We start from the raw sequence: 18,245 nt of genomic DNA, 5'->3' as shown, positions 1-18,245 counted from the left end.
ATTCTTGATCCCCGAACGTCGCTGCCCCCGCACCCACGACCATGACAGATAAGAGCATGGCGAGGGTGAGAACCAGGGTCAGCACCTTCTGCTGGTTGCATTCCGCTCATGGGGAAAAAACTTAGGGCGTACCTGACGGCACGCCCTAAAAATTACCCTTCCAGAAAAGGAAATTCCTGGAATGCATAATAAAACAAGATATACTATATAAAATGAAAGATTACCCACTGAAGATGGCCCCAAAAGAAGGCCTCAAAATGACGCGGGCTTCTGGGGATGAGCCCCCCTGCGGCCAGAGACACGACCACCCCGGCCAAGAGGCCGGGGTGGAACGCAGTGGTTAGGAGAGGGGGTCCTCGTTGACATAGACCTCCACATAACCGACGTATGTATGATCTTCCGCGTCAAATTTGATGGTGTGCTCACCGGGGAGGGCGTTGTTCACCACAAGGATATAGGTCTCACCAGGGGGGATCACAAAAATGTGGGGGTCGATATCATCCCGGTAGCGAACAAGGACCTGTGCGAAGACAGTGTTTTCGTTGTGTGCTTCCAGGATGTAGGAGGAGCATTCCTCTGGGTGATCCCAGGTGCTATCCTTCGGGTTGAAGTCATCTGTCAATATAATGGGAATATCTGGAATATTCTCGTGGGAAAACTCCTTAGGGTTTGTATAAACGGTTGCAATTTCTGGACTTTCCGCCGTGATGATGTAAAATAAACCAAAGCCGACCCCCACCAAACAGACAGCAATCAGAGCCAGACAGAGCTTCATTTTTAGGGACATGGGGTGATACGGATGGTCTTCTTGTAGAGCTGCTGCAAATGCTTCTGGGGAACCTATCGCCGTGACGAGGGTTTCATAATCCGCTTCAGGGTGATCGTCCAGAACCAACGCTACTGTACTATAAAATTCCTTCAGCACGCTCCTTTTCTGTTTGCGCCCACGCAGCAACGGCTTCAGGGCACGTGCATATTGTTGAACTGCCGGATTATCCATGGCTCTCATCTCCAAATAAAATTTTGTCAATCCCTTCGCAGAAGCTACGGTAAATTTCCAAGAGTTCTTTGAGATAAACAAGGCCCTTCTCGGTGAGTTTGTAATATTGCCGGCGGCGGCCGTCTGGGGCGACGCGTTTTTTGGCGTCCTCCAAGTAACCGGCCTCGGTGGTGCGGTAAATGACGGAGTAGGGGAACATCACGTCCACCGACCCCTGGCTGCGGATGCGCAAGAGTTCTGGGAGTTCCCCGATATAGTGCTCCCCTTCAGAAAAAAGGAAAAGGACCAGCAACTCTGTGAGCGCTTTTTTTAAGTTTTCTTCCAGTCCAGTGGTCTGTTTTTCATCACGTTTTTTCACAGTGATTCCGCCTCTATCCAAAAATTTATCATATTATACCACAAGAAAGGAGATTAAATCAAGGGAAAATAAAAATCTTTCTTGAAAACATTTGATTGACACGAAATGGATTGGATGTTATACTAAAAAAATAAAAAGTATAGGGAAAGCCCTATACTAATGTATATTGCGCAAGGAAAGGAGTCTTAAAATTATGAAACCTTGGAAGAAGTTTTTGTGCATGGGTTTGGTGGTGTGTGCTTTGTCCATGTCTTGTATGGCTGGCGCGGCGGAAGCCGCTGTGGAAGACGCCCCAGCTTTGGTGAAGGCTGGAAACAGTGGGTCAGAGATCACGCCTATGGTAACACGGTATGTCCTTCGCAATGTAGCAATTACGAGCAGCGGGAGGACATGGAGGCAGGCAAATAGTGACAAAGCATACGCCATCACTGTGAACAATACCACAAACCAGCAGATGAGGGTGACGGTAACCGGTGGGAGCCCCACCACGTTTTATGTTCCGGCCAACAGCAGCAGATCAGTGACCAAAAACAATGCTGTCAGTGGAAGCTATACGGTTTCGTTTAGTACATCCAGTGGAGCGTTGAGCGGTACGTTCAGCGTGATGGCATCTGATGACAGCATTATGTGAGAGCATCCTGTTAAAAACTTTCCCGATATTAAAAAACAAAACAATGCCCCTGACGGAAAACGTTGGGGGCATTGTTTTGTATAAAATAAAAACGAGAAAAACAATAAACTAAATATTGACAAATAATATACTGTGTGGTATTGTATGAACAGGAGGAAAAAACAATCACGGAAAGGAGGAGAGTCCCATGTGGAGAAAAACTACGTAGAAGTAGAAACAGAGACGCCTAATAGGAGGAACACATTATGAAGACAAGAAAAAGCATCCTGGCATTTATGGCTGTGTTGGTACTATCTCTGCCTATGGCTTTCGCAGTTGGACCGACGGATATGGGGAGCATTGGAAGCAGTGGCGATGTAGGTGTAATTGAACCACCCGACAAATATCATGCGCCTCCTCCGTCGTATGATCCCAATGTAGATAGCCCGAATTGGTCGTCTGGTTCTGGTTCGACACACCAGTTTATTGTTGAAAAATCAGTAGCGATTTTGAATAGGAGTTTTTATGGACTCCCTGTGAGCAACTACGGGATGGTACTTAAAGCGGGTGCTGACTGGCCAGACACATCGGAATCAGACGGGATTACATTCGCGGGACATTTCTATGACCCTGATAAACAAGCGTCCTACACGGGTAATACATCCGCAAAAGATCGACTGGTTGGTTGGTACACTAAAGCTGTGTCGACATACAAGTCGGGGGACACTGTAACTGGTATGTCATATTTGGGACGTGCATTACACTATGCTGCGGATTTGAGTACCCCCCATCATGCTGCGAATAAAATAGCACTTGGTTCGCACCACACAGCCTATGAAGATTGGGCGAGAAATAATCAGACGAAATATGTTGTATCAAGCACTACGTCGTCGACGTATACTTGGGCGAGAAATACTACTGTAGCAAATATGGGGCATAATTTTGCGATAAATGCGAAAGCCCTTATCAATGATGCAAATAGCGGGACAGAAAGTGGATATGCGGCGGCAACTGCCATAGCGTTACCAAAAGCACAAAGAAACTGTGCGGCAATTTTGTACAAGTTCTGGGTTGATGTTGGTCTGATTGCCTGAATGGCGCACCATTGTCACAAGAAAAACAGACAGCTCCCACTTGGGAGCTGTCTGCTTTCATCAACTTCCACCAAAATCCCGAAAAAAAGTGAAAACGCGCCGAAAATTTTTGCATTTATCCTAAATTTCTGATATAATCAAAAAAGAAGGAATCCGCTTACGACCCAGAAAGGGGGAGCAGAGATGGATCAAACAACAAAGAATATGCTCATGATTTTTGTTGCACCTGTTATCGTGGGGCTAATCATCCGCTTTCTTTTAGGAAAGAGGAAAAAGGGGTACTTGCTTTCGATTTTGAGTGCCCTTGCCGCCGGTGCGCTGTGGGCTTATGGCCTCAACATTGAAACAGGGGGGAACGAAATATATGGCATCCGTGCCCTTATGGTATCGAGTTTCGCAGTGGGGTCCATTCTGGCTGAGGTATATTTTGTGTTTCGGTATTTGTTCCAACGGCACATGAAGGGGGCGACCAAGGGAAAGGTGATCAGAATGGCCGCCTTGGCGACTGCCTTGGTCTGGATTTTCCTTGCACTCTTCCTGTCCTACCGTTACAACAACCGCGGCGCGGTGAGCCCAGACTTCACCCTGGACTACGGCACAGATACCAGCTACACGCAAGAGGAAATCGACGCGGCGGCGAAGGAGCTCAAAAAAGACTTCAAACGGTCTTACACGGGGTGTACTCTGGAAAGCTTGTGCTATTCCGGTGATCAGTCAGAGCAGGCGCAGCAGCACTATGGCACGGCTCAGGGAATCGGATTTTTGGGTTCTTGCAGCTATGATGCGGATTGCGACGACTACTCTGGTGCACCAACGGAGTGGAGCTGGTTTCTGATCCGGGATGAGGGCGGCGAATGGCAGGTCATAGACGCAGGGCCAAAATATGAGTGGGGCTGAGGCCTCTGGCTAGTCCCTTAATTCCGAAAAACCAGAGACTTCATCCAAAAGGGAAACCGCCTACCACCTGAAAGGGGGAAACGAAGATGACACCCATAGTATTCATGATTTTTTACGTCCCCATTTTCGTGGGCCTAATCGTCCGATTTTTGATAGGAAACCGGAAAAAGGGGTATTTGCTTTCGGTTGTGGGTGCCCTTGCCGCCTGTGTGGTATGGCTCTTTGTATTGCTCAATGGTAATGGGGCTGAGTATTATGGTTTGCAAGCCGTTATGGTATCCCACTTCGCAGGTGGGTCAATTCTGGTTGAGGTCTATTTCGTCCTGCGGTATTTGTTCCAGCGGAACAAGATAAGTAGAGGACAGAAAGGAGGCAGGAATGAAAAAGTTTATTAGCCGGTATGACTTCACGTTGTTGCTGTGCCTGGTGCTGGTGGGGGTACTGCTGTGGCACATCCAAGACAGCCGGGAGCGGTTCCAGCAATTGGAGGACACCAACCTGGCGATGGCACGGGAAAACAACCGCCTGGCACAGGAGTTGAGCCTAGTGGAGACCAAGGGTCTGCTTCGGGACCATTGGGTGGGCTACAGCGATATAGACGAGAGGGAAAAGACGATCAAGTTTCACTTGACTCTGGTCCCCAGGGCGTATGGCCCGGAGACTCGTGTTTCCGCAGTCTGCAACGGTGAGACCTTGGCGTTGGAATGGGATAACAACGGCACTTACCGCACCACCCTGACCGCCCCCCTGGAGGAGAGCTGCCAGATTACTTCGGTGTCCGTGGCCCAGGGGGAGGAGACCAAGCAGGTGGACATGGCTTGGGAGCTCATGGATTACCAGGACTTCACCCCACGGTTCACTTCCGGAGGGTTTTACCCGGATTATTATGGGTCCGGGGACGAGGATACGTGTCTCGTTGAGGGGATGATTCATCTGGAGAATGCAAAGGGGTATGCTGTCGAGGTGGGATTGGGCAATAACACGGGGACCCTGCGCACACTGGTGGACGGGGAGATCGTGGAGGAAACGCCGGTGAAGTGGGAGGACTTTGGCACGATGTATCGGACGGAACCCAAGATTTCCGTATCTATGGTTCCAGGACAGGTTACCGAATGTGTACTGGTCCTGACCGACGCCCAGGGCCTTGCTTTCCACTATACCGCCTTCCGCTATCAGGCGGAGGAAACCCGGGCGGATTTTTTCCGGGCCCATCAATGTGACATTTCCACCCAAGTATATGGGCCGGGAGGGACCTTGCTCTACACCCTGCCCGGCGACGGCTCGATACCCAATACCGAAGAGGAGGGCATCCAGTGGAAGGGGTGAAAGGGGAGGCAAATGTAAAGTCCATTTTCTTGACGGCTATCTTCTTGTTGGTGCTTTACATCTGTATGAACCCGGAGTGCCTCTGGGGACTATAAGGGGAAAACCCCGGTCATTTCAACCAAGTCCTCCTTGTTTTTTTCCTGCTTTCTAGGGATATGGGAAAAAATGTCACAAAAATTCAAAAATTCGTGACAAACTGTATTGAAAAATGGTATATATTATAGAGGTAAGTAGGGGGACGTGCACCCCCAGCAAGACAAACATACGGAAAGGAACGAAAATTGATGAAGAAAAAGACAGCCGCAGTGCTGCTCACCGGCGCACTGCTCAGCTTGGCCCTGTGCGCCTGCTCCAACCAGGACAGCGGCCAGGGCAGCACCCCCGCCCCCGGCACCGAGGGCAACGGTGAGAGCAAAGCCTCCACCAGCGCCCTGGCCACCATCACCAACAAGGACAAGGACCCCCTGGCCCTGGGCATGACCCAGGCAGAGGTGGAGGCCATCCTTCCCATGGTCAGCGGCAGTGAGAGCGAGGCCATGGGCACCACCTATGCCTACTTTGGCACCGAGCCGGAGAACCAGGTCTATGTGGGCTTCATGGACGGCGTTGCCACCACCCTGTCTGTGGGCGGCAACTTCCAGACGCAGCAGCCCCTGGAGAGCAGCAACTGGTCTCTGGAAGGTGTCACCCTGGGGGCCAAGCGTGCCGACGTGGAAAAGGCCCTGGGCAAGCCCACCAAGGAGGAGCCTGTCCCCATTACCGGCGCCGACGGCGAGACCACTGTGGCTGAGGGCCAGGTGACCTTGCAGTATTATTACGATGCCGACGATAAGCTGATGACGGAAGATACCCAGAACGCCAAGAAGGTGGTGGGCATCCTCCTCAACGGCGACAAGGTGCAGTCCTTCGGCACCTTTACCCTGGTGCAGTCTGCCGCCGCCGCCCCCACCCAGGACGAGGCCCCTGAGGCTGCGGAGTAAGGACGGCCCGCTGGCAGGGCGCACAAAAAGCCCCGGAGAAATTAGCACTGATAGAGTGAAAGTGAAAAAATTTCAAAAAGGGCTTGCATTTTATTTCCCTCAGTAGCATAATAGGCTTAGCACTCAGGCAAGAAGAGTGCTAAGCCTATTCTTTTTAGGAGGCCATATAAAAATGGAAAAGAAGCAATTTAAGGCCGAATCCCAGCGGCTGATGGATCTGATGATCAATTCCATTTATACCCATAAGGAGATTTTCCTCCGGGAGATCATCTCCAACGCCAGCGACGCCATTGACAAGCTGGCCTACCGGGCCCTCACCGACGACCAGGTGGGCCTGAACCGGGACGATTTCCGCATTGTCATCACCCCCAACAAGGACGAGCGGACCCTCACCGTCTCCGACAACGGCATCGGCATGACCCAGGAGGAGATGGAGAACAACCTGGGCACCATCGCCAAGAGCGGGTCCCTTCAGTTTAAGCAGGAGACCGAGGCGGCGGACGACGCGGAAGTGGATGTCATCGGCCAGTTTGGCGTGGGCTTTTACTCTGCGTTCATGGTGTCGGACAAGGTGACGGTGATCTCCAAGGCCTACGGCTCTGACCAGGCCTGGCGTTGGGAGTCCGAGGGCGTGGACGGCTACACCATGGAGCCCTGTGAGAAGGACAGCGTGGGCACCGATGTGATCATGCACATCAAGGAGAACGCCGACGAGGAGGACTTCGACGATTTCATTAAGCCCATGCCCCTGTCCAAGCTGGTGAAGAAATATTCCGACTACATCCGCTACCCCATCCGTATGGAGATGGAGCACAGCCGCCAGAAGGACAAGCCCGCCGACGCCGGGGAGGACTACCAGCCGGAGTATGAGATGGTCAAGGAGTGGGAGACCGTCAACTCCATGGTGCCCATCTGGCAGCGCCCCAAGAGCCAGGTGGAGAAGGAGGACTACAACGCCTTCTACAAGTCCAAGTTCGGCGACTGGGAGGACCCCCTCCTTACCGTCCACGTGGCCGCCGAGGGCAATTTTGAATACAAGGCCCTGTTGTATATCCCCGCCCAGGTGCCCATGAACTACTACTCCACGGAGTTCAAAAAGGGCTTACAGCTCTACTCCTCCGGGGTCATGATTATGGACAAGTGCCCGGATTTGCTGCCGGACCACTTCAGCTTCGTCCAGGGCATTGTGGACACCCCCGACGTCTCCCTGAACATCTCCCGGGAGATGCTGCAGCACGACCGGCAGTTGAAGGTCATTGCCAACAACATCGAGAAGAAGCTAAAGACTGAGCTCACCAAGCTCATGAAGGACGACCGGGAGAAGTATGAAAAGCTCTGGTCCACCTTCGGGATGCAGTTCAAATACGCCCTCATGAACAGCTATGGCCAGAACCGGGACACCATCCGGGACCTGCTGCTGTTCTGGTCCTCCAAGGAGAACAAGCTCACCTCCCTGAAGGAGTACGTGGAGCGGATGCCTGCCTCCCAGGAGAAGGTGTATTATGTCTGTGCCGACAGCGTGGAGAACGCCGCCCGGATGCCCCAGGCGGAGCGGGTGTTGAAGGCTGGCTATGAGGTGCTCTACCTCATTGTGGACGAGGACGAGATTGTCCTGCAAATGTTGGAAAACGCCGGGGAGGGGAAGCCCTTCGTGTCCGTGGCCAGCGAGGACGCCTTGCCTGTCACCGACGAGGAAAAGGCCAACGCCGAGCAGGCGGAGAAGGACCACAAGGACGTCCTGGACTTCGCCCAGGAGACCTTGAAGGACAAGGTGAGCAAGGTGCGTATCTCCAAGATTTTGCGCAGCGGGGCGGTGTGCCTCAGTGCCGACGGCCCTGTCACCTTGGAGATGGAAAAGTATTTCAAAAAGATGCGGGGAGACTTCCCCATGCAGGCCCAGCGGGTGTTGGAGCTGAACCCGGAGTCCAGCGCTTTCCAGGCCCTTTGCGCCGCCTACGAGGCGGACAAGGACAAGGCGGCCACCTACGTGGAAGTCCTGTACAACCAGGCCCTGCTCATCGCCGACCTGCCCCTGCCCGACCCGGTACACTATGCCGAGCTGGTGTGCTCCCTGATGCAGTAACAAAAGACGAAAAAACCCCTGTCCCTTGGGACTGTAATTGGTCCCAGGGGGCAGGGGCGTTTTGTGGGGGGATTAGGAGACCGGGGCGTTCAGCTTAGTCTGGATGTACCCGCGCACCTGGTCCAGGGGCAGGCACAGCACGAAAGCCAGCTCGTTTTCAATGAGCCCCTCCGCCCGGCGCAGGATGCTTTCGTCCGAAGCGGAGAGCTTTTTTCCCTTGGCCAACAGCTCCTGTTTCTTTTGGAAAATACAACCGGCTAGGCCCATCAGCCCTTCCAGGTCGCTGGTTTTCACCAGGGTTTGGAACAGGGCGGTTCGGTCCTTGCGGTTGTCTACCCAGGCCATCCTGCCGTCCCGGGTGGAGAGGATCAGCTGGTCTACCTCCTCCCGGGTGGGGAGGCGGCCCATTTTGCCTAAGAGGGTTTCGTTGTCCAGGGGGACGAAAATGGTGGAGCCAGGGGCCCCCACGGGCTTAAGTACATAGAACTCCTTGCCCTTCCCCTTGGGGGAATCGCTGCGGATGTCCTCAATGAGACAGACGCCATTGCTGGCATAGCGAACGTATTCGCCTTTGCGGTAAATTTGTTCCATGGGGAGCCTCCTTCTATTGTAAAATGTAGGATGTGGTCCAATGGGCATAGGCCACTTGATACAGATAGTATAACAAATTTGGCGAAAAAAAGCGACAGTTTTTTCCATAAAAATGAAGGAACTTTTTTGTAGAACGCATCAAGGAGGCTTTTATGAAGTTAGTTTTCATTCATGCCGAATGGAATGCTCAAGAGTTTCTTTTTATATAAACTTTCTGTTTGAATTACATCGTTAGCGGTAACGGTTTTGGGCAATATCTGCAAGATAGAAAACTGAAAATGATGATATCGGTTTGGATGATTACAAATTAGCGCTTTCATTTGTTTGTTGTTTCCGTGCTGAGTGCTTATATAACAGGACCATCGGCCCAGTAGACCGTCTTTTCCGTATGCAGAGCCAACATAATGCTGTCCTGTTTCTGTATCTGTGATTAAGTAAATTGCATTGACTGCTGAGAGTGCCGTATGCCAGCTATCATAAATGGTTGGGTTTTCTATAATTTCCTTTAGTTCATCATAGTTGAGGATCAAGGTCTCAAATCCGGAAAAAATCTTTTTTCTATCTGTCTGAATGGCTACGATTGACTTTTCCGTTGTTCCTTTTTGATGCCATCTTCGAACGCCTTTACCCCAATCGATGATTAACCGACCTTCATATTCTTTAAGGACATCTATATACTGCAAATCAAAGAAAGCGTTTTTTCCCTGAAATTCTTCTGGCCGAGGGAATCCGACTGGCATTACATCTGGGGTATCTGGTACAGAATCCCCAACTTTATAGACAGCAAACAATTTTGCGTAGCGTTCTTTATCACTAATAAAAACAGCCCAATAGTCGTAATTTTTACTAAAGTCTGCGCCTTGCAGGCGGGTATATTCAAATACCATATCTTTTTCATAACAAGCTCTGAAAAGAGCGTTTGACAGTGCGTGACGAATCAACTTTACATTGGAAGGGTCTAACCCTGCTTTCATTAGTACATCAGAAAAACACAATAATGCCATTTTCATTCTCCTAAATATAATTTATTTCAGTGTACTATGGCGTATAATTTATTACAATCGGCAAAATTACTAGAATTACATATAGCAAACATTTTAATGGGACAGCATCGAAACTTGGCAGTTGACAAACATTTTCATGGGCCATATAATAGAGGTACTTTTATGGAAAGTGAGGTGGAATCCATGGACGCAGGCGGTAGTAACGGCACTTTGGCAGGCCGATCGTTCCCAGCTACGGACGAACCGCCCCAAGGCGTTCGTCGATTCCGTATGTCTATAGAGTAACCATCGGCCAACCGGTGTGTCTTACTCCTGCCGGACAGGGCGGTTTGCGCCCTGAACCGAAAAAGGGAGGAGATACCAATGGCAGAACGCAGCATCGTGACCCTGGAGGAGACTCTGGCGGCCTTGGCGGAGGGGAAGAAGTACACCACCCTCCGGGACATCCTGGTGACCATGAACGCGGCTGACGTGGCGGGGGTCTTTGACTCCATGCCCGAGACCAAGCTGCCCCTGCTCTTCCGCCTGCTCCCCAAGGAGCTGGCGGCGGAGACCTTCGTAGAGATGGAGCCAGAGGCCCAGGAGCTGCTCATCCAGGGCTTTTCCGACAACGAGCTGAAAGAGGTCGTCGACGAGCTGTACGTGGACGACGCGGTGGACATCGTGGAAGAGATGCCCGCCAACGTAGTCAAGCGCATTTTGAAGCAGGCAGACCCGGAAATGCGCAAGATGATCAACGAAATCCTAAAATACCCCGACGACAGTGCCGGCAGCATCATGACCACGGAGTATGTCAGCCTCCGCCCGGACATGACCACAGAGGAGGCCATCAAGCGCATCCGCCGCACCGGCGTGGACAAAGAGACCATTTACAACTGCTATGTGACGGAGAACAACCGCAAGCTCATTGGCACCATCACCATCCGCACCCTCCTGCTCAGCGAGGACGACGACGTGTTGGAGGAGATCATGGAGCCCAACGTCATCTCCGTGAGCACCTTGGAGGACCAGGAGGACGTGGCGGAGATGTTCGCCAAGTACGACTTTGTGGCCCTGCCGGTGGTGGACCAGGAAAACCGCCTGGTGGGCATCGTCACCGTAGACGATGCCATCGACGTTATGCGGGAAGAGGCCACCGAGGACTTTGAAAAGCTGGCAGGTATGACCCCCACAGATAAGCCCTACCTGCGCACCGGGGTTCTGGAAACCTTTCGTTCCCGCCTGCCCTGGCTGCTGATTTTGATGCTCTCCGCCACCCTCACCAGCATGGTCCTCACGGGTTATGAAACATCCCTGGCCGCCTGTTCGGCCCTGATCGCCTTCATCCCCATGCTCACCGGCACCGGGGGCAACAGCGGCACCCAGGCCTCCGTGGCGGTGATCCGCGGCCTATCCCTGGGAGAGGTGGAGTTTACCGACAGCCTCCGGGTCCTGTGGAAGGAAATCCGGGTGGCGATGCTGTGCGGCGTAACCCTGGCTATCTGCAACTTTGTCAAGCTCCTGGTGGTGGACCGGATGCTGCTGCACAACAGTGGGGTGACTATCCCCGTGGCGGCCACCATCTGCGTGACCATGATTTTCACCGTGTTTTGCGCCAAGACCGTGGGCTGCCTGCTGCCCCTGCTGGCCGAGCGCATCCACCTGGACCCGGCGGTGATGGCCAGCCCCTTCATCTCCACCGTAGTGGACGTGGTGACCCTGGTGCTCTACTTCCAGGTGGCCCGGGTGATCCTGGGGATTTAGGCGCGTTGACAGGGTTCCAACCCTATGTTACAATAGGAATATAGAAGCCCCCCACCCGACGAGACACGAATGGAGGGAATCGTAATGTTAAATGGATATACCGGTACCCTTGTCCTGGCCCTGCACCTGCTGCCTGTGGTGCTGCTCTGGGCCACCTGGAAGCTGCCCCAAGAGGCGGCGGGCAGCAAGATTGTCCTAGGCCAAACCCTGGGCTCTGGGGTGTTCCTGCTGCTGTTCCCGATGGCGGAACAGTTACATTGGGGGTGGGGGCTCTCGGCCCTCCGCCTGGATTTGAGCCTGTTGGGCGGGGAGGGCTGTGTGATTGCCCTGTACCTCATCACCGCCGGAGCGGTGGCCCTGGGGGCTGTGCAGCTTCGGGGAAGATGGAACAAAGCATAATGAAAAGGAGGCACGGCTGCGGGCTGTGCCTCCTTTTTTATGTTCCGTGTGTCCTGCCCTCCGCCTCCAACAACAGCGCCAATAGCTCCCGTTGAAAGGCTGCGTTGTCACCGCTGACACGAATGGTACGGGGGTGGTGGTGAGCCGTGCCAAAGACCTCCAATTCGCTGTCGCCGCAGAAGGAGAGGGAGGCATAGTGGGAATACCCGTGATAGGAGAAGCCCAAGCGGACATCGTAGCCCAAGGTGATTTCCCAATTAGGCTTTCGGCCTGGCAAAAGGAAGTAGCTGCGGCTGTTGAGCTTCTCCAACAGGGCGCGGCTGTCCTCTGGCGAGAGGGGCGTGCTGGCTTGACTGCCCGGTCCCTGCGCATCTATTTTGCTCAACAGTACATCCACCTGATCCACCTGGGCCAAGTCGAAGCCGCCGCCCATGGCTTGGGAAAAGGAGCGGGGCAGGAGGTAGTAGAGCAGGGCAAGGGCCAGCACGGCGGCCAGGCCTATGGCGAGGATGGATTTCCGTTTCATAAGCCCCTCCCAAGCGCTCAATATAAAATAGAAAACGATCAGACAAGGTACGATTAAGGAAAAACGTGGTATTCTTCAACAGCTTTGTCCAATAATTTCCCCAAAATCGAGAGGTAGTCTGCCCCCATGCTTTTCGCCTTGTTCAGCGTTGCGGGGGAGACATAGAGGGTCAAGGGCTCTCCATGATATGGTTTCGCTTTTCTGGCGGCAATAAATGCCCGTTCCATTTCTTCTGTCAGTTCAGGGGAATCTTCATCGTAGACGATGGGAAGTTTTTTTCCTGCTTCCAGCAATTCCCGTTCTCTGTTGGTTAGTGGGGTAGTTCCATTGAGCTCAAAGGTTACCATAATATAGCCCCCTTTCTTTCGTGGTGGCAAAACGGGCGGAAATCAATCGAATTCTTGGGAACCGCTCCGTGTACACAACAAATAAGATGTCACCGGCTAAACCAATCGTAATATATCGGTCCTCCTCTATACTATGCGTTTCGTCATAGATTTCTATTCGGTTTTCATCGAGAAAGACCTTTGCTGCGATTTCAAAAGGGACACCGTGTTTTTTGAGGTTGCGTATGGCTTTTTCTTCATCCCATTCAAATTGTAAAGGCATAGTTTATCGACCACCTAAAACCTTGCATTATTTATCTTACTGGCTCAGCATAAAATAGAACGCAATCAGACATGGCACAGTTACCATCATCATCAGGGAGAGCCCGGCCAGGAAGATGCTGGTCCGGCGGGAACAGCGGATCAGCACCGGTTCCCGGTCCCGGATGGCATTCACCAGGCACAGGGCAAAGGCGAAGGGCCAGATCCAGCAGGTGAGGAGATAGGAGATCAAAAATACCTGTAAAATAGAGTCTCTCATGCTTCCTCCCAATCAAAACTGTCTAGGAAGCTATGCTCTTCCTCTGGCGTCAGGGCACCGTCCAGGACCCAGAGGTCATAGAAGCATTGGTTGGCGGGGAAGAAATGGTGGCGGGTGCTCTCCTGGTCCAGGACCAGCTCCAACATGAAGCTGCCATAGCGGGTGGAGGAAAACACAAAATCGGAGCTGTTGGCACTGCTGCCCAGGATGGGCTGCAATAGGGCGGCGAAGTCTGGATGGGTGAAGCCCTCCTGGCTGAGCCGCTGGGGGTCCTCAAAGGGCAGGTAGATCAGGCCGCAGATTTCTTGGCCGTCCCGGAGGACGCGCAACCCTTCCAGGGTTTGCAGGGGCTGGTAGGTGCAGCCGGCGGGGATGGTCAGGCGATAGCCCGCGGGGAAGGCGAGGGTCAGGGGTTGGTCAGAGGGCTCCTCTGTGGCAGCGTCGTTGTCCACATGCAGGCTGAAGCCTGCGCTGAACACCCCCAAGAGGATGACGGTTTCCTCTTGGAGCAGGAACGACACGGAGAAGGCCTCATCCTCGGTGTCTGCCGCCAGCAGGGTGCCGTCAGGCAGATACTTGTACTGCATCACCTGGAACTGGGTGTCGGGGGCACCCAGGGTCCCGCTGTCTTGGGTGGGGAGGCCAAAGCTGTCCATCACCGCCTGGCGGCTGCTGCCCAGGCCAATGCCCTTTACCTGCCAGGGGGAGTCCTCCACGGGGCCGCTGCTGGGGAAGCTGTCCTGGCCTGTGGAGAAGTAGATGGCCTGGTCGTGCTGGAACCAGACAGTGATGGGGCCCAGGGCCCCGCCGTGGTAGTCCACAAAGGTTAGGCTGCCCTCTTCTCTCTCGTCCCAGCCCTCTTGGCTGGATAGAAGGGCGTCCACCGAGGCCCGGTCCATCCCCAGGGTTAGGACTTCCTCCCCTTGGCTGTTTTCCAGCTGGACCTGGGTGTAGTCCGGCTCCCCTTCACAGGCGCAGAGGGTGAGGGCCAGGACGGCACAGAGGAGGGCAGGGAGGTGGGTTCTCTTCCGAAATTGTTTCATAGGTGGGCTCCTTTCCGATGGGCCCGGCAGGCCAGACCTTGGATTCCCCTTTATAGTATCATACGGCGGGGGTGTTTGCAAGAAGGGGGAGGCGGGGGAAAGGGTACATGCCCAAAAATGAGGCACCGGCTCCCGGTGCCTCATTCTTTCAAAGGCTCTCACGCAGATTCACAGTGCTACCCAGGCTTGTTTGTGTTATCCCTTGCGGTCACAATAACAAGGGCCCATTGTTTACCGTCAGGCACACCGCGCAGCGGGCGGGGATTTGGTACGCCCGGAAGTATGCCTCCTCCATGGGGATCCACTTGTCCCGAAACACCGGCAGGGCTTCCGGGCCGTTGCGCGTCTCAATGCGCCGGAGCTGTTCCGCGGGGTCGATGGTCAAAAACACATGGGCGTCGTAAAAATCCCAGAGCTTGGGGTGGCAGCTATAGGCGCCTTCCACCAGGGTCAGCCGGAGGGGGCTCACTTCTATGGGGTCCAGAAGGCAGTCCTGGTGGCAGTCGTAGGGGCGGTAGGACACGAATTTCCCCTGGCGCAGGGGCCGGAGGACTTCCTCCAAGCAGCGCTCCCAGTCCACGTTGCCCCCAGGCTCCGCCAGGCGTTCCGGGGTGCGCCGTTCTGGGGGGAGGAAAAAGTGGTCCATGGAGACCACGTTGCAGCCGGTCTCCTCCTGGAGTTTTTGGGCAAAGCTGCTTTTGCCGGCGGCGCAGCGGCCGTCAATGGCCACCACAAGGGGACGGTTCGAGGCGATCAGTTCCATCCTATCACGCCCCCTCTGGCCGGGCTGTATGGAAGGGCACCAGGCCGGTACGGTGCAGGGCCACCATCAGCGCCGGGATCAGAACCAGTTGAAGAAGGATGCCGGGGATGGCGTTGAAGAGGGCCCCCGCCAGGAACATCTCCATGGTGAAGCCGCTGCCGCTGAGGCCCAGTTGGAGGCTTTGCACCACACCCCACACCAGCCGCCCCGCCACCATGGCGGCAAGGAGGCAGCGGTACAGGGCCCGGAGGCATTGCCAGCGGGAACGGCTGTACAGCAGCCCCGCCACCAGGCCGTAGGTCATCAGCTCAAAGGCCATAGCCGTGGCCGCAGGGAACATCACCGGCAGGGCGAAGAGGCTGGAACGCAGCAGGGGCAGGGCAAAGCCCACCGCCGCCCCATATTGCCAGCCGCACAGCAGCCCGCAGAGGAACACCGGGAGGTGCATGGGCAGGAGCATATTCCCAATCTGGGGGACCTGCCCGGTGAGGAAGGGCAGCACCAGCCCCAGGGCCAGGAACATGGCGGAGAGGGTCAGTCTACGGGTGGCTTTTTCCATGCTTTCCCCTCCCCAGGGAAGGGCACGGTCACAAAGGGGACCACGTCCTTCACCGCCTCTTGGAGGCTGATTTCCCGGTCGTCCTGGTCGATATCCACCAGGCGGTAGCGGTCACAGCCCATGCCCAGCTCCTTCATATAGTGCAGCTGCCGGTGGCCCCGGCGGGACTCGATGCGCTTCACCATGGCCTCCCGGTCCTTCTCTGTCAGGGCGTAGATCAGGTCCACGGAGGCCTGGTCGATGGCCAGCAGGTCCAGGGAGGCCAGGATGCCGATGTTGGGGGTCACCACCGGCTCTGCATCCACCCCCTCGCAGTCGCAGGAGACGGACATGTTCCGCAGCACGTTCACATAGCTGATCCGGGGCCCGAAGTGGTCCACGGTGGCCTTGGTGGATTCGGTCATGCGCTCCATGAGCTCCTCTTTGGTGATGTCCCACTGGTCCTCGGAGCCGGGGGTGGTGTGGATCATGGCTTTGCCCACCCGGCCGTCGGCACAGCCGATGCCGATGTTCTTGTTGGAGCCGCCAAAGCCCCCCACGGTGTGGCCCTTGAAGTGGGTCATGGCCAGGAAGGAGTCATAGTTCAGCAAATTCTTCCCCATGGACATCTCCGAGAACCACTTGCCGCCCTTCACCGGGAGCATCACGGTGCCGTCCTCGTCCAGGATGTCCACAGGGCAGAAGGTCCAGCCGTTGACCTTCAAGGTCTCTCGGTGTTGTTCTGTTGTGTAGCGGTCGCCGTCGTAATAGGTGTTGGTCTCCAAAATGGTGGCCTGGGGCAGTTCCGTCTGGATTAGGTGCTGAATCCAGTGGTGGGGGATGATGTTGGGGCCGTGGGGTTCTCCGGTGTGGAGCTTAACCCCCACTTTCCCCGTCAGGTTCCCCAGGACCCGGGCGGTGATCCGCCGCAAGCCCTCTGGGGAGAGGTCTTTGGTGAAGTAGACCACGGCCTCGGGGCCGCTGCGGTCCTGCTGGGGGATATACTGTTTCCCGTCGGTTCCGGGGGTAGGCTTTTGGTTGGACATACTGTGGTCCTCCTTTGCAAAATTTCTGCCGGGGCGGGCCGCTTTCTGGGTTAGCTGCCTGGTTCGCCTAGTATATCAGGTCTATGGTATCTCAGTCAAATGTTTCTGACCAGCGGCGCAGTTCTTCCTGGGACAGACTGCCGTTGAGCATCCGGCCCTCCACCAGCTTGGTGTCCGGGGCCACACAGCCCTTGCGCTTTGCCGCGCACTTCCCCAGGCCGCATATTAAGTATCATCCGGACAGACCGGGCCCGGTTGGAGCACACAGCGCTCCTCCCAGCATAAAACGCCGGTCTCCACCGCTTGCTGATAGCGGCCAATCTTGTAGTCCAGCCGGTCCATGGTCTCTTGGATCTGTTTGGCCTGGGCCACCAGCACAGCCCGCTGGTCTTGCAGCAGCTGTAGGCGCTGGGCAAAGGTGCCGTCCCCCTGCTGGCAGAGCTTGACGTATTGGATCATTGCCTCCACCGGCAGGCCGGCGCTGCGCATACATAGGGCCAGCTCCACCCAGCCCAGGTCCTCGTCCTGGTAGTCCCGGCGGCCGGCGGCGGTGCGCGGTACCGCTGGGATCATCCCCACCCGCTCATAGTAGCGCAGGGTGTCCTGGCTGATGCCAAACTGTGCGCTGACTTCCTTGATGGTCAACTTCCTCACCGCCTCTCCCCATCCGTTTGCTCCGGTATAGGCTGATTATATATCTTGGAGTTGACTCCAAGTCAAGAGGGGAAAGGGAAATTTTTTGAAAAAAATTGACGGGAAGGCGCTCAGGCTGGATGCCATGTCACAGCGATGCAACTGCCCAGCAAAAAGCAGGAGATGGACTCCTTGTGGAACCATCTCCTGCGCAATGGGCTGTTCAGTTTTAAGAGAAACTCAGCGCTTGGAGAACTGGGGTGCCCGGCGGGCAGCCTTCAAGCCGTACTGCTATCGTTTTAGCGCCGTTTTTCCTTGATTTTACGGGCTTTTTTGAGGTAGCGGGCCTCGGTTGTCCTACCCCTTAACCCAATCAATCACAAACGTTCTCCGCAAGGTCAGATGGGCGAAGTGCCTGGTTCACCACATCGAAAAGTTCTTCGGGCTTATTATACTTGACCTTTGCATAAATGTCCATAGTTGTTTTGCTATTTTCATGTCCGGCAAGATACTGAACCGTCTTGGGATCAACACCCGCATAAAGCAAATTTGTAATATAGGTGTGCCGGAGCTGATGGGGCGTCACTTCAAAATCCAGGGTATAGACAATCCTGGGATTGTTTTTCTGGCTGGTTCCCAGCGTCGGCTTTACCGTGTACTTAATGCTCTGTCCGTTCACATATTTATAATAGGTGCGCTCCTTGGTGGAACGGACAACAATGTACTGCCACACTCGCTTGAACT

The 18,245-nt window shown here is 54.7% G+C and carries 22 protein-coding genes; 8 read left to right on the top strand and 14 right to left on the bottom strand.

All coding sequences use genetic code 11. The annotated features are described in order from the left end of the window. Positions 1–340: 340 nt before the first annotated feature. Both ACTOZL_RS08685 and ACTOZL_RS08680 read right to left on the bottom strand, forming a co-directional pair. Positions 341–1,000, bottom strand: a complete 660-nt coding sequence (locus tag ACTOZL_RS08685; RefSeq protein WP_482477921.1) for a hypothetical protein — start codon at positions 998–1,000, stop codon at positions 341–343. Then, positions 993–1,358 carry a PadR family transcriptional regulator gene (locus tag ACTOZL_RS08680; protein ID WP_482477920.1) on the bottom strand — a complete coding sequence of 122 codons (366 nt, stop codon included), beginning with the start codon at positions 1,356–1,358 and terminating at the stop codon, positions 993–995. Before ACTOZL_RS08680 ends, ACTOZL_RS08685 begins: the two co-directional genes overlap by 8 nt. Before the next feature lie 193 nt (positions 1,359–1,551). Here ACTOZL_RS08680 and ACTOZL_RS08675 point away from each other — a divergent pair, with 193 nt between their 5' ends. The 6 genes from ACTOZL_RS08675 (at position 1,552) to htpG (ending at position 8,348) form a co-directional block, all read left to right on the top strand. Further along, positions 1,552–1,989 (top strand): hypothetical protein, encoded by a 438-nt coding sequence (locus tag ACTOZL_RS08675; RefSeq protein ID WP_482477918.1) that lies wholly within the window; start codon positions 1,552–1,554, stop codon positions 1,987–1,989. Positions 1,990–2,234: 245 nt separating this feature from the next. After that, positions 2,235–3,062, top strand: a complete 828-nt coding sequence (locus ACTOZL_RS08670) for a zinc dependent phospholipase C family protein (protein WP_482477916.1) — start codon at positions 2,235–2,237, stop codon at positions 3,060–3,062. 183 nt (positions 3,063–3,245) lie between these two features. Further along, positions 3,246–3,959, top strand: a complete 714-nt coding sequence (locus tag ACTOZL_RS08665; protein ID WP_482477914.1) for a hypothetical protein — start codon at positions 3,246–3,248, stop codon at positions 3,957–3,959. A 378-nt stretch (positions 3,960–4,337) separates the two neighbouring features. Beyond that, on the top strand, positions 4,338–5,285 hold the full coding sequence (locus ACTOZL_RS08660) for a hypothetical protein (RefSeq protein ID WP_482477912.1): 948 nt from the start codon (positions 4,338–4,340) through the stop codon (positions 5,283–5,285). A gap of 284 nt (positions 5,286–5,569) precedes the next feature. Further along, positions 5,570–6,265: a hypothetical protein gene (locus ACTOZL_RS08655; protein ID WP_482477911.1), complete on the top strand. Its 696-nt coding sequence runs from the start codon at positions 5,570–5,572 to the stop codon at positions 6,263–6,265. Positions 6,266–6,437: 172 nt separating this feature from the next. Beyond that, complete coding sequence (htpG, locus tag ACTOZL_RS08650; protein WP_482477910.1) at positions 6,438–8,348, top strand: molecular chaperone HtpG; 1,911 nt, start codon at positions 6,438–6,440, stop codon at positions 8,346–8,348. Between the two features lie 72 nt (positions 8,349–8,420). On the opposite strand, the gene ACTOZL_RS08645 is transcribed toward htpG, so the two are convergent. Both ACTOZL_RS08645 and ACTOZL_RS08640 read right to left on the bottom strand, forming a co-directional pair. Further along, entirely contained in the window at positions 8,421–8,939 is a 519-nt protein-coding gene (locus tag ACTOZL_RS08645) for a CarD family transcriptional regulator (protein ID WP_482477908.1), read from the bottom strand. 158 nt (positions 8,940–9,097) lie between these two features. Then, positions 9,098–9,943 (bottom strand): GIY-YIG nuclease family protein, encoded by an 846-nt coding sequence (locus tag ACTOZL_RS08640; RefSeq protein ID WP_482477907.1) that lies wholly within the window; start codon positions 9,941–9,943, stop codon positions 9,098–9,100. Between the two features lie 363 nt (positions 9,944–10,306). Here ACTOZL_RS08640 and mgtE point away from each other — a divergent pair, with 363 nt between their 5' ends. After that, positions 10,307–11,686, top strand: coding sequence for a magnesium transporter (gene mgtE, locus ACTOZL_RS08635; RefSeq protein WP_482477905.1), 1,380 nt, complete (start codon positions 10,307–10,309; stop codon positions 11,684–11,686). Between the two features lie 84 nt (positions 11,687–11,770). Then, a complete protein-coding gene (locus tag ACTOZL_RS08630; protein ID WP_482477904.1) occupies positions 11,771–12,085 on the top strand; it encodes a hypothetical protein in 315 nt (104 codons plus the stop codon). A 37-nt stretch (positions 12,086–12,122) separates the two neighbouring features. Here ACTOZL_RS08630 and ACTOZL_RS08625 read toward each other — a convergent pair whose 3' ends face one another. The 10 genes from ACTOZL_RS08625 to ACTOZL_RS08580 all read right to left on the bottom strand — a co-directional run. Beyond that, positions 12,123–12,611 carry a hypothetical protein gene (locus tag ACTOZL_RS08625; RefSeq protein WP_482477902.1) on the bottom strand — a complete coding sequence of 163 codons (489 nt, stop codon included), beginning with the start codon at positions 12,609–12,611 and terminating at the stop codon, positions 12,123–12,125. A 53-nt stretch (positions 12,612–12,664) separates the two neighbouring features. Further along, entirely contained in the window at positions 12,665–12,958 is a 294-nt protein-coding gene (locus ACTOZL_RS08620) for a hypothetical protein (protein ID WP_482477901.1), read from the bottom strand. After that, positions 12,945–13,220: a BrnT family toxin gene (locus tag ACTOZL_RS08615; RefSeq protein ID WP_482477899.1), complete on the bottom strand. Its 276-nt coding sequence runs from the start codon at positions 13,218–13,220 to the stop codon at positions 12,945–12,947. Before ACTOZL_RS08615 ends, ACTOZL_RS08620 begins: the two co-directional genes overlap by 14 nt. Before the next feature lie 36 nt (positions 13,221–13,256). Continuing rightward, entirely contained in the window at positions 13,257–13,478 is a 222-nt protein-coding gene (locus ACTOZL_RS08610; protein ID WP_482477898.1) for a hypothetical protein, read from the bottom strand. Then, positions 13,475–14,521, bottom strand: a complete 1,047-nt coding sequence (locus ACTOZL_RS08605; protein ID WP_482477897.1) for a hypothetical protein — start codon at positions 14,519–14,521, stop codon at positions 13,475–13,477. Before ACTOZL_RS08605 ends, ACTOZL_RS08610 begins: the two co-directional genes overlap by 4 nt. A 208-nt stretch (positions 14,522–14,729) precedes the next feature. Beyond that, positions 14,730–15,284 carry a uridine kinase family protein gene (locus ACTOZL_RS08600; protein ID WP_482477896.1) on the bottom strand — a complete coding sequence of 185 codons (555 nt, stop codon included), beginning with the start codon at positions 15,282–15,284 and terminating at the stop codon, positions 14,730–14,732. Between the two features lie 4 nt (positions 15,285–15,288). After that, entirely contained in the window at positions 15,289–15,843 is a 555-nt protein-coding gene (locus tag ACTOZL_RS08595) for an ECF transporter S component (protein WP_482477895.1), read from the bottom strand. Continuing rightward, positions 15,819–16,868, bottom strand: coding sequence for a DUF362 domain-containing protein (locus ACTOZL_RS08590; RefSeq protein WP_482477894.1), 1,050 nt, complete (start codon positions 16,866–16,868; stop codon positions 15,819–15,821). Before ACTOZL_RS08590 ends, ACTOZL_RS08595 begins: the two co-directional genes overlap by 25 nt. A 225-nt stretch (positions 16,869–17,093) precedes the next feature. Then, a complete protein-coding gene (locus tag ACTOZL_RS08585) occupies positions 17,094–17,522 on the bottom strand; it encodes a MerR family transcriptional regulator (RefSeq protein WP_482477893.1) in 429 nt (142 codons plus the stop codon). Positions 17,523–17,874: 352 nt separating this feature from the next. After that, positions 17,875–18,245 (bottom strand): tyrosine-type recombinase/integrase (locus ACTOZL_RS08580; protein WP_482477892.1); only part of this gene is annotated, 371 nt, incomplete at its 5' end.

It is taken from the genome of Evtepia sp. (genome assembly GCF_056797215.1).
The sequence above is the reverse complement of the archived record's forward strand: the minus strand, read 5'-3'. Positions and strand labels throughout refer to the sequence as shown.

Excerpts from the sequence above, each read along its gene's own strand:
- ACTOZL_RS08660 (WP_482477912.1), top strand. The coding sequence starts at position 4,338 with ATGAAAAAGTTTATTAGCCGGTATGACTTCACGTTGTTGCTGTGCCTG.
- ACTOZL_RS08615 (WP_482477899.1), bottom strand. The coding sequence starts at position 13,220 with ATGCCTTTACAATTTGAATGGGATGAAGAAAAAGCCATACGCAACCTC.
- htpG (WP_482477910.1), top strand. The coding sequence starts at position 6,438 with ATGGAAAAGAAGCAATTTAAGGCCGAATCCCAGCGGCTGATGGATCTG.
- ACTOZL_RS08685 (WP_482477921.1), bottom strand. The coding sequence starts at position 1,000 with ATGGATAATCCGGCAGTTCAACAATATGCACGTGCCCTGAAGCCGTTG.
- ACTOZL_RS08595 (WP_482477895.1), bottom strand. The coding sequence starts at position 15,843 with ATGGAAAAAGCCACCCGTAGACTGACCCTCTCCGCCATGTTCCTGGCC.
- ACTOZL_RS08665 (WP_482477914.1), top strand. The coding sequence starts at position 3,246 with ATGGATCAAACAACAAAGAATATGCTCATGATTTTTGTTGCACCTGTT.
- ACTOZL_RS08655 (WP_482477911.1), top strand. The coding sequence starts at position 5,570 with ATGAAGAAAAAGACAGCCGCAGTGCTGCTCACCGGCGCACTGCTCAGC.
- ACTOZL_RS08600 (WP_482477896.1), bottom strand. The coding sequence starts at position 15,284 with ATGGAACTGATCGCCTCGAACCGTCCCCTTGTGGTGGCCATTGACGGC.
- ACTOZL_RS08630 (WP_482477904.1), top strand. The coding sequence starts at position 11,771 with ATGTTAAATGGATATACCGGTACCCTTGTCCTGGCCCTGCACCTGCTG.
- ACTOZL_RS08605 (WP_482477897.1), bottom strand. The coding sequence starts at position 14,521 with ATGAAACAATTTCGGAAGAGAACCCACCTCCCTGCCCTCCTCTGTGCC.
- ACTOZL_RS08625 (WP_482477902.1), bottom strand. The coding sequence starts at position 12,611 with ATGAAACGGAAATCCATCCTCGCCATAGGCCTGGCCGCCGTGCTGGCC.
- ACTOZL_RS08610 (WP_482477898.1), bottom strand. The coding sequence starts at position 13,478 with ATGAGAGACTCTATTTTACAGGTATTTTTGATCTCCTATCTCCTCACC.
- ACTOZL_RS08590 (WP_482477894.1), bottom strand. The coding sequence starts at position 16,868 with ATGTCCAACCAAAAGCCTACCCCCGGAACCGACGGGAAACAGTATATC.
- ACTOZL_RS08670 (WP_482477916.1), top strand. The coding sequence starts at position 2,235 with ATGAAGACAAGAAAAAGCATCCTGGCATTTATGGCTGTGTTGGTACTA.
- ACTOZL_RS08645 (WP_482477908.1), bottom strand. The coding sequence starts at position 8,939 with ATGGAACAAATTTACCGCAAAGGCGAATACGTTCGCTATGCCAGCAAT.
- mgtE (WP_482477905.1), top strand. The coding sequence starts at position 10,307 with ATGGCAGAACGCAGCATCGTGACCCTGGAGGAGACTCTGGCGGCCTTG.
- ACTOZL_RS08640 (WP_482477907.1), bottom strand. The coding sequence starts at position 9,943 with ATGGCATTATTGTGTTTTTCTGATGTACTAATGAAAGCAGGGTTAGAC.
- ACTOZL_RS08675 (WP_482477918.1), top strand. The coding sequence starts at position 1,552 with ATGAAACCTTGGAAGAAGTTTTTGTGCATGGGTTTGGTGGTGTGTGCT.
- ACTOZL_RS08620 (WP_482477901.1), bottom strand. The coding sequence starts at position 12,958 with ATGGTAACCTTTGAGCTCAATGGAACTACCCCACTAACCAACAGAGAA.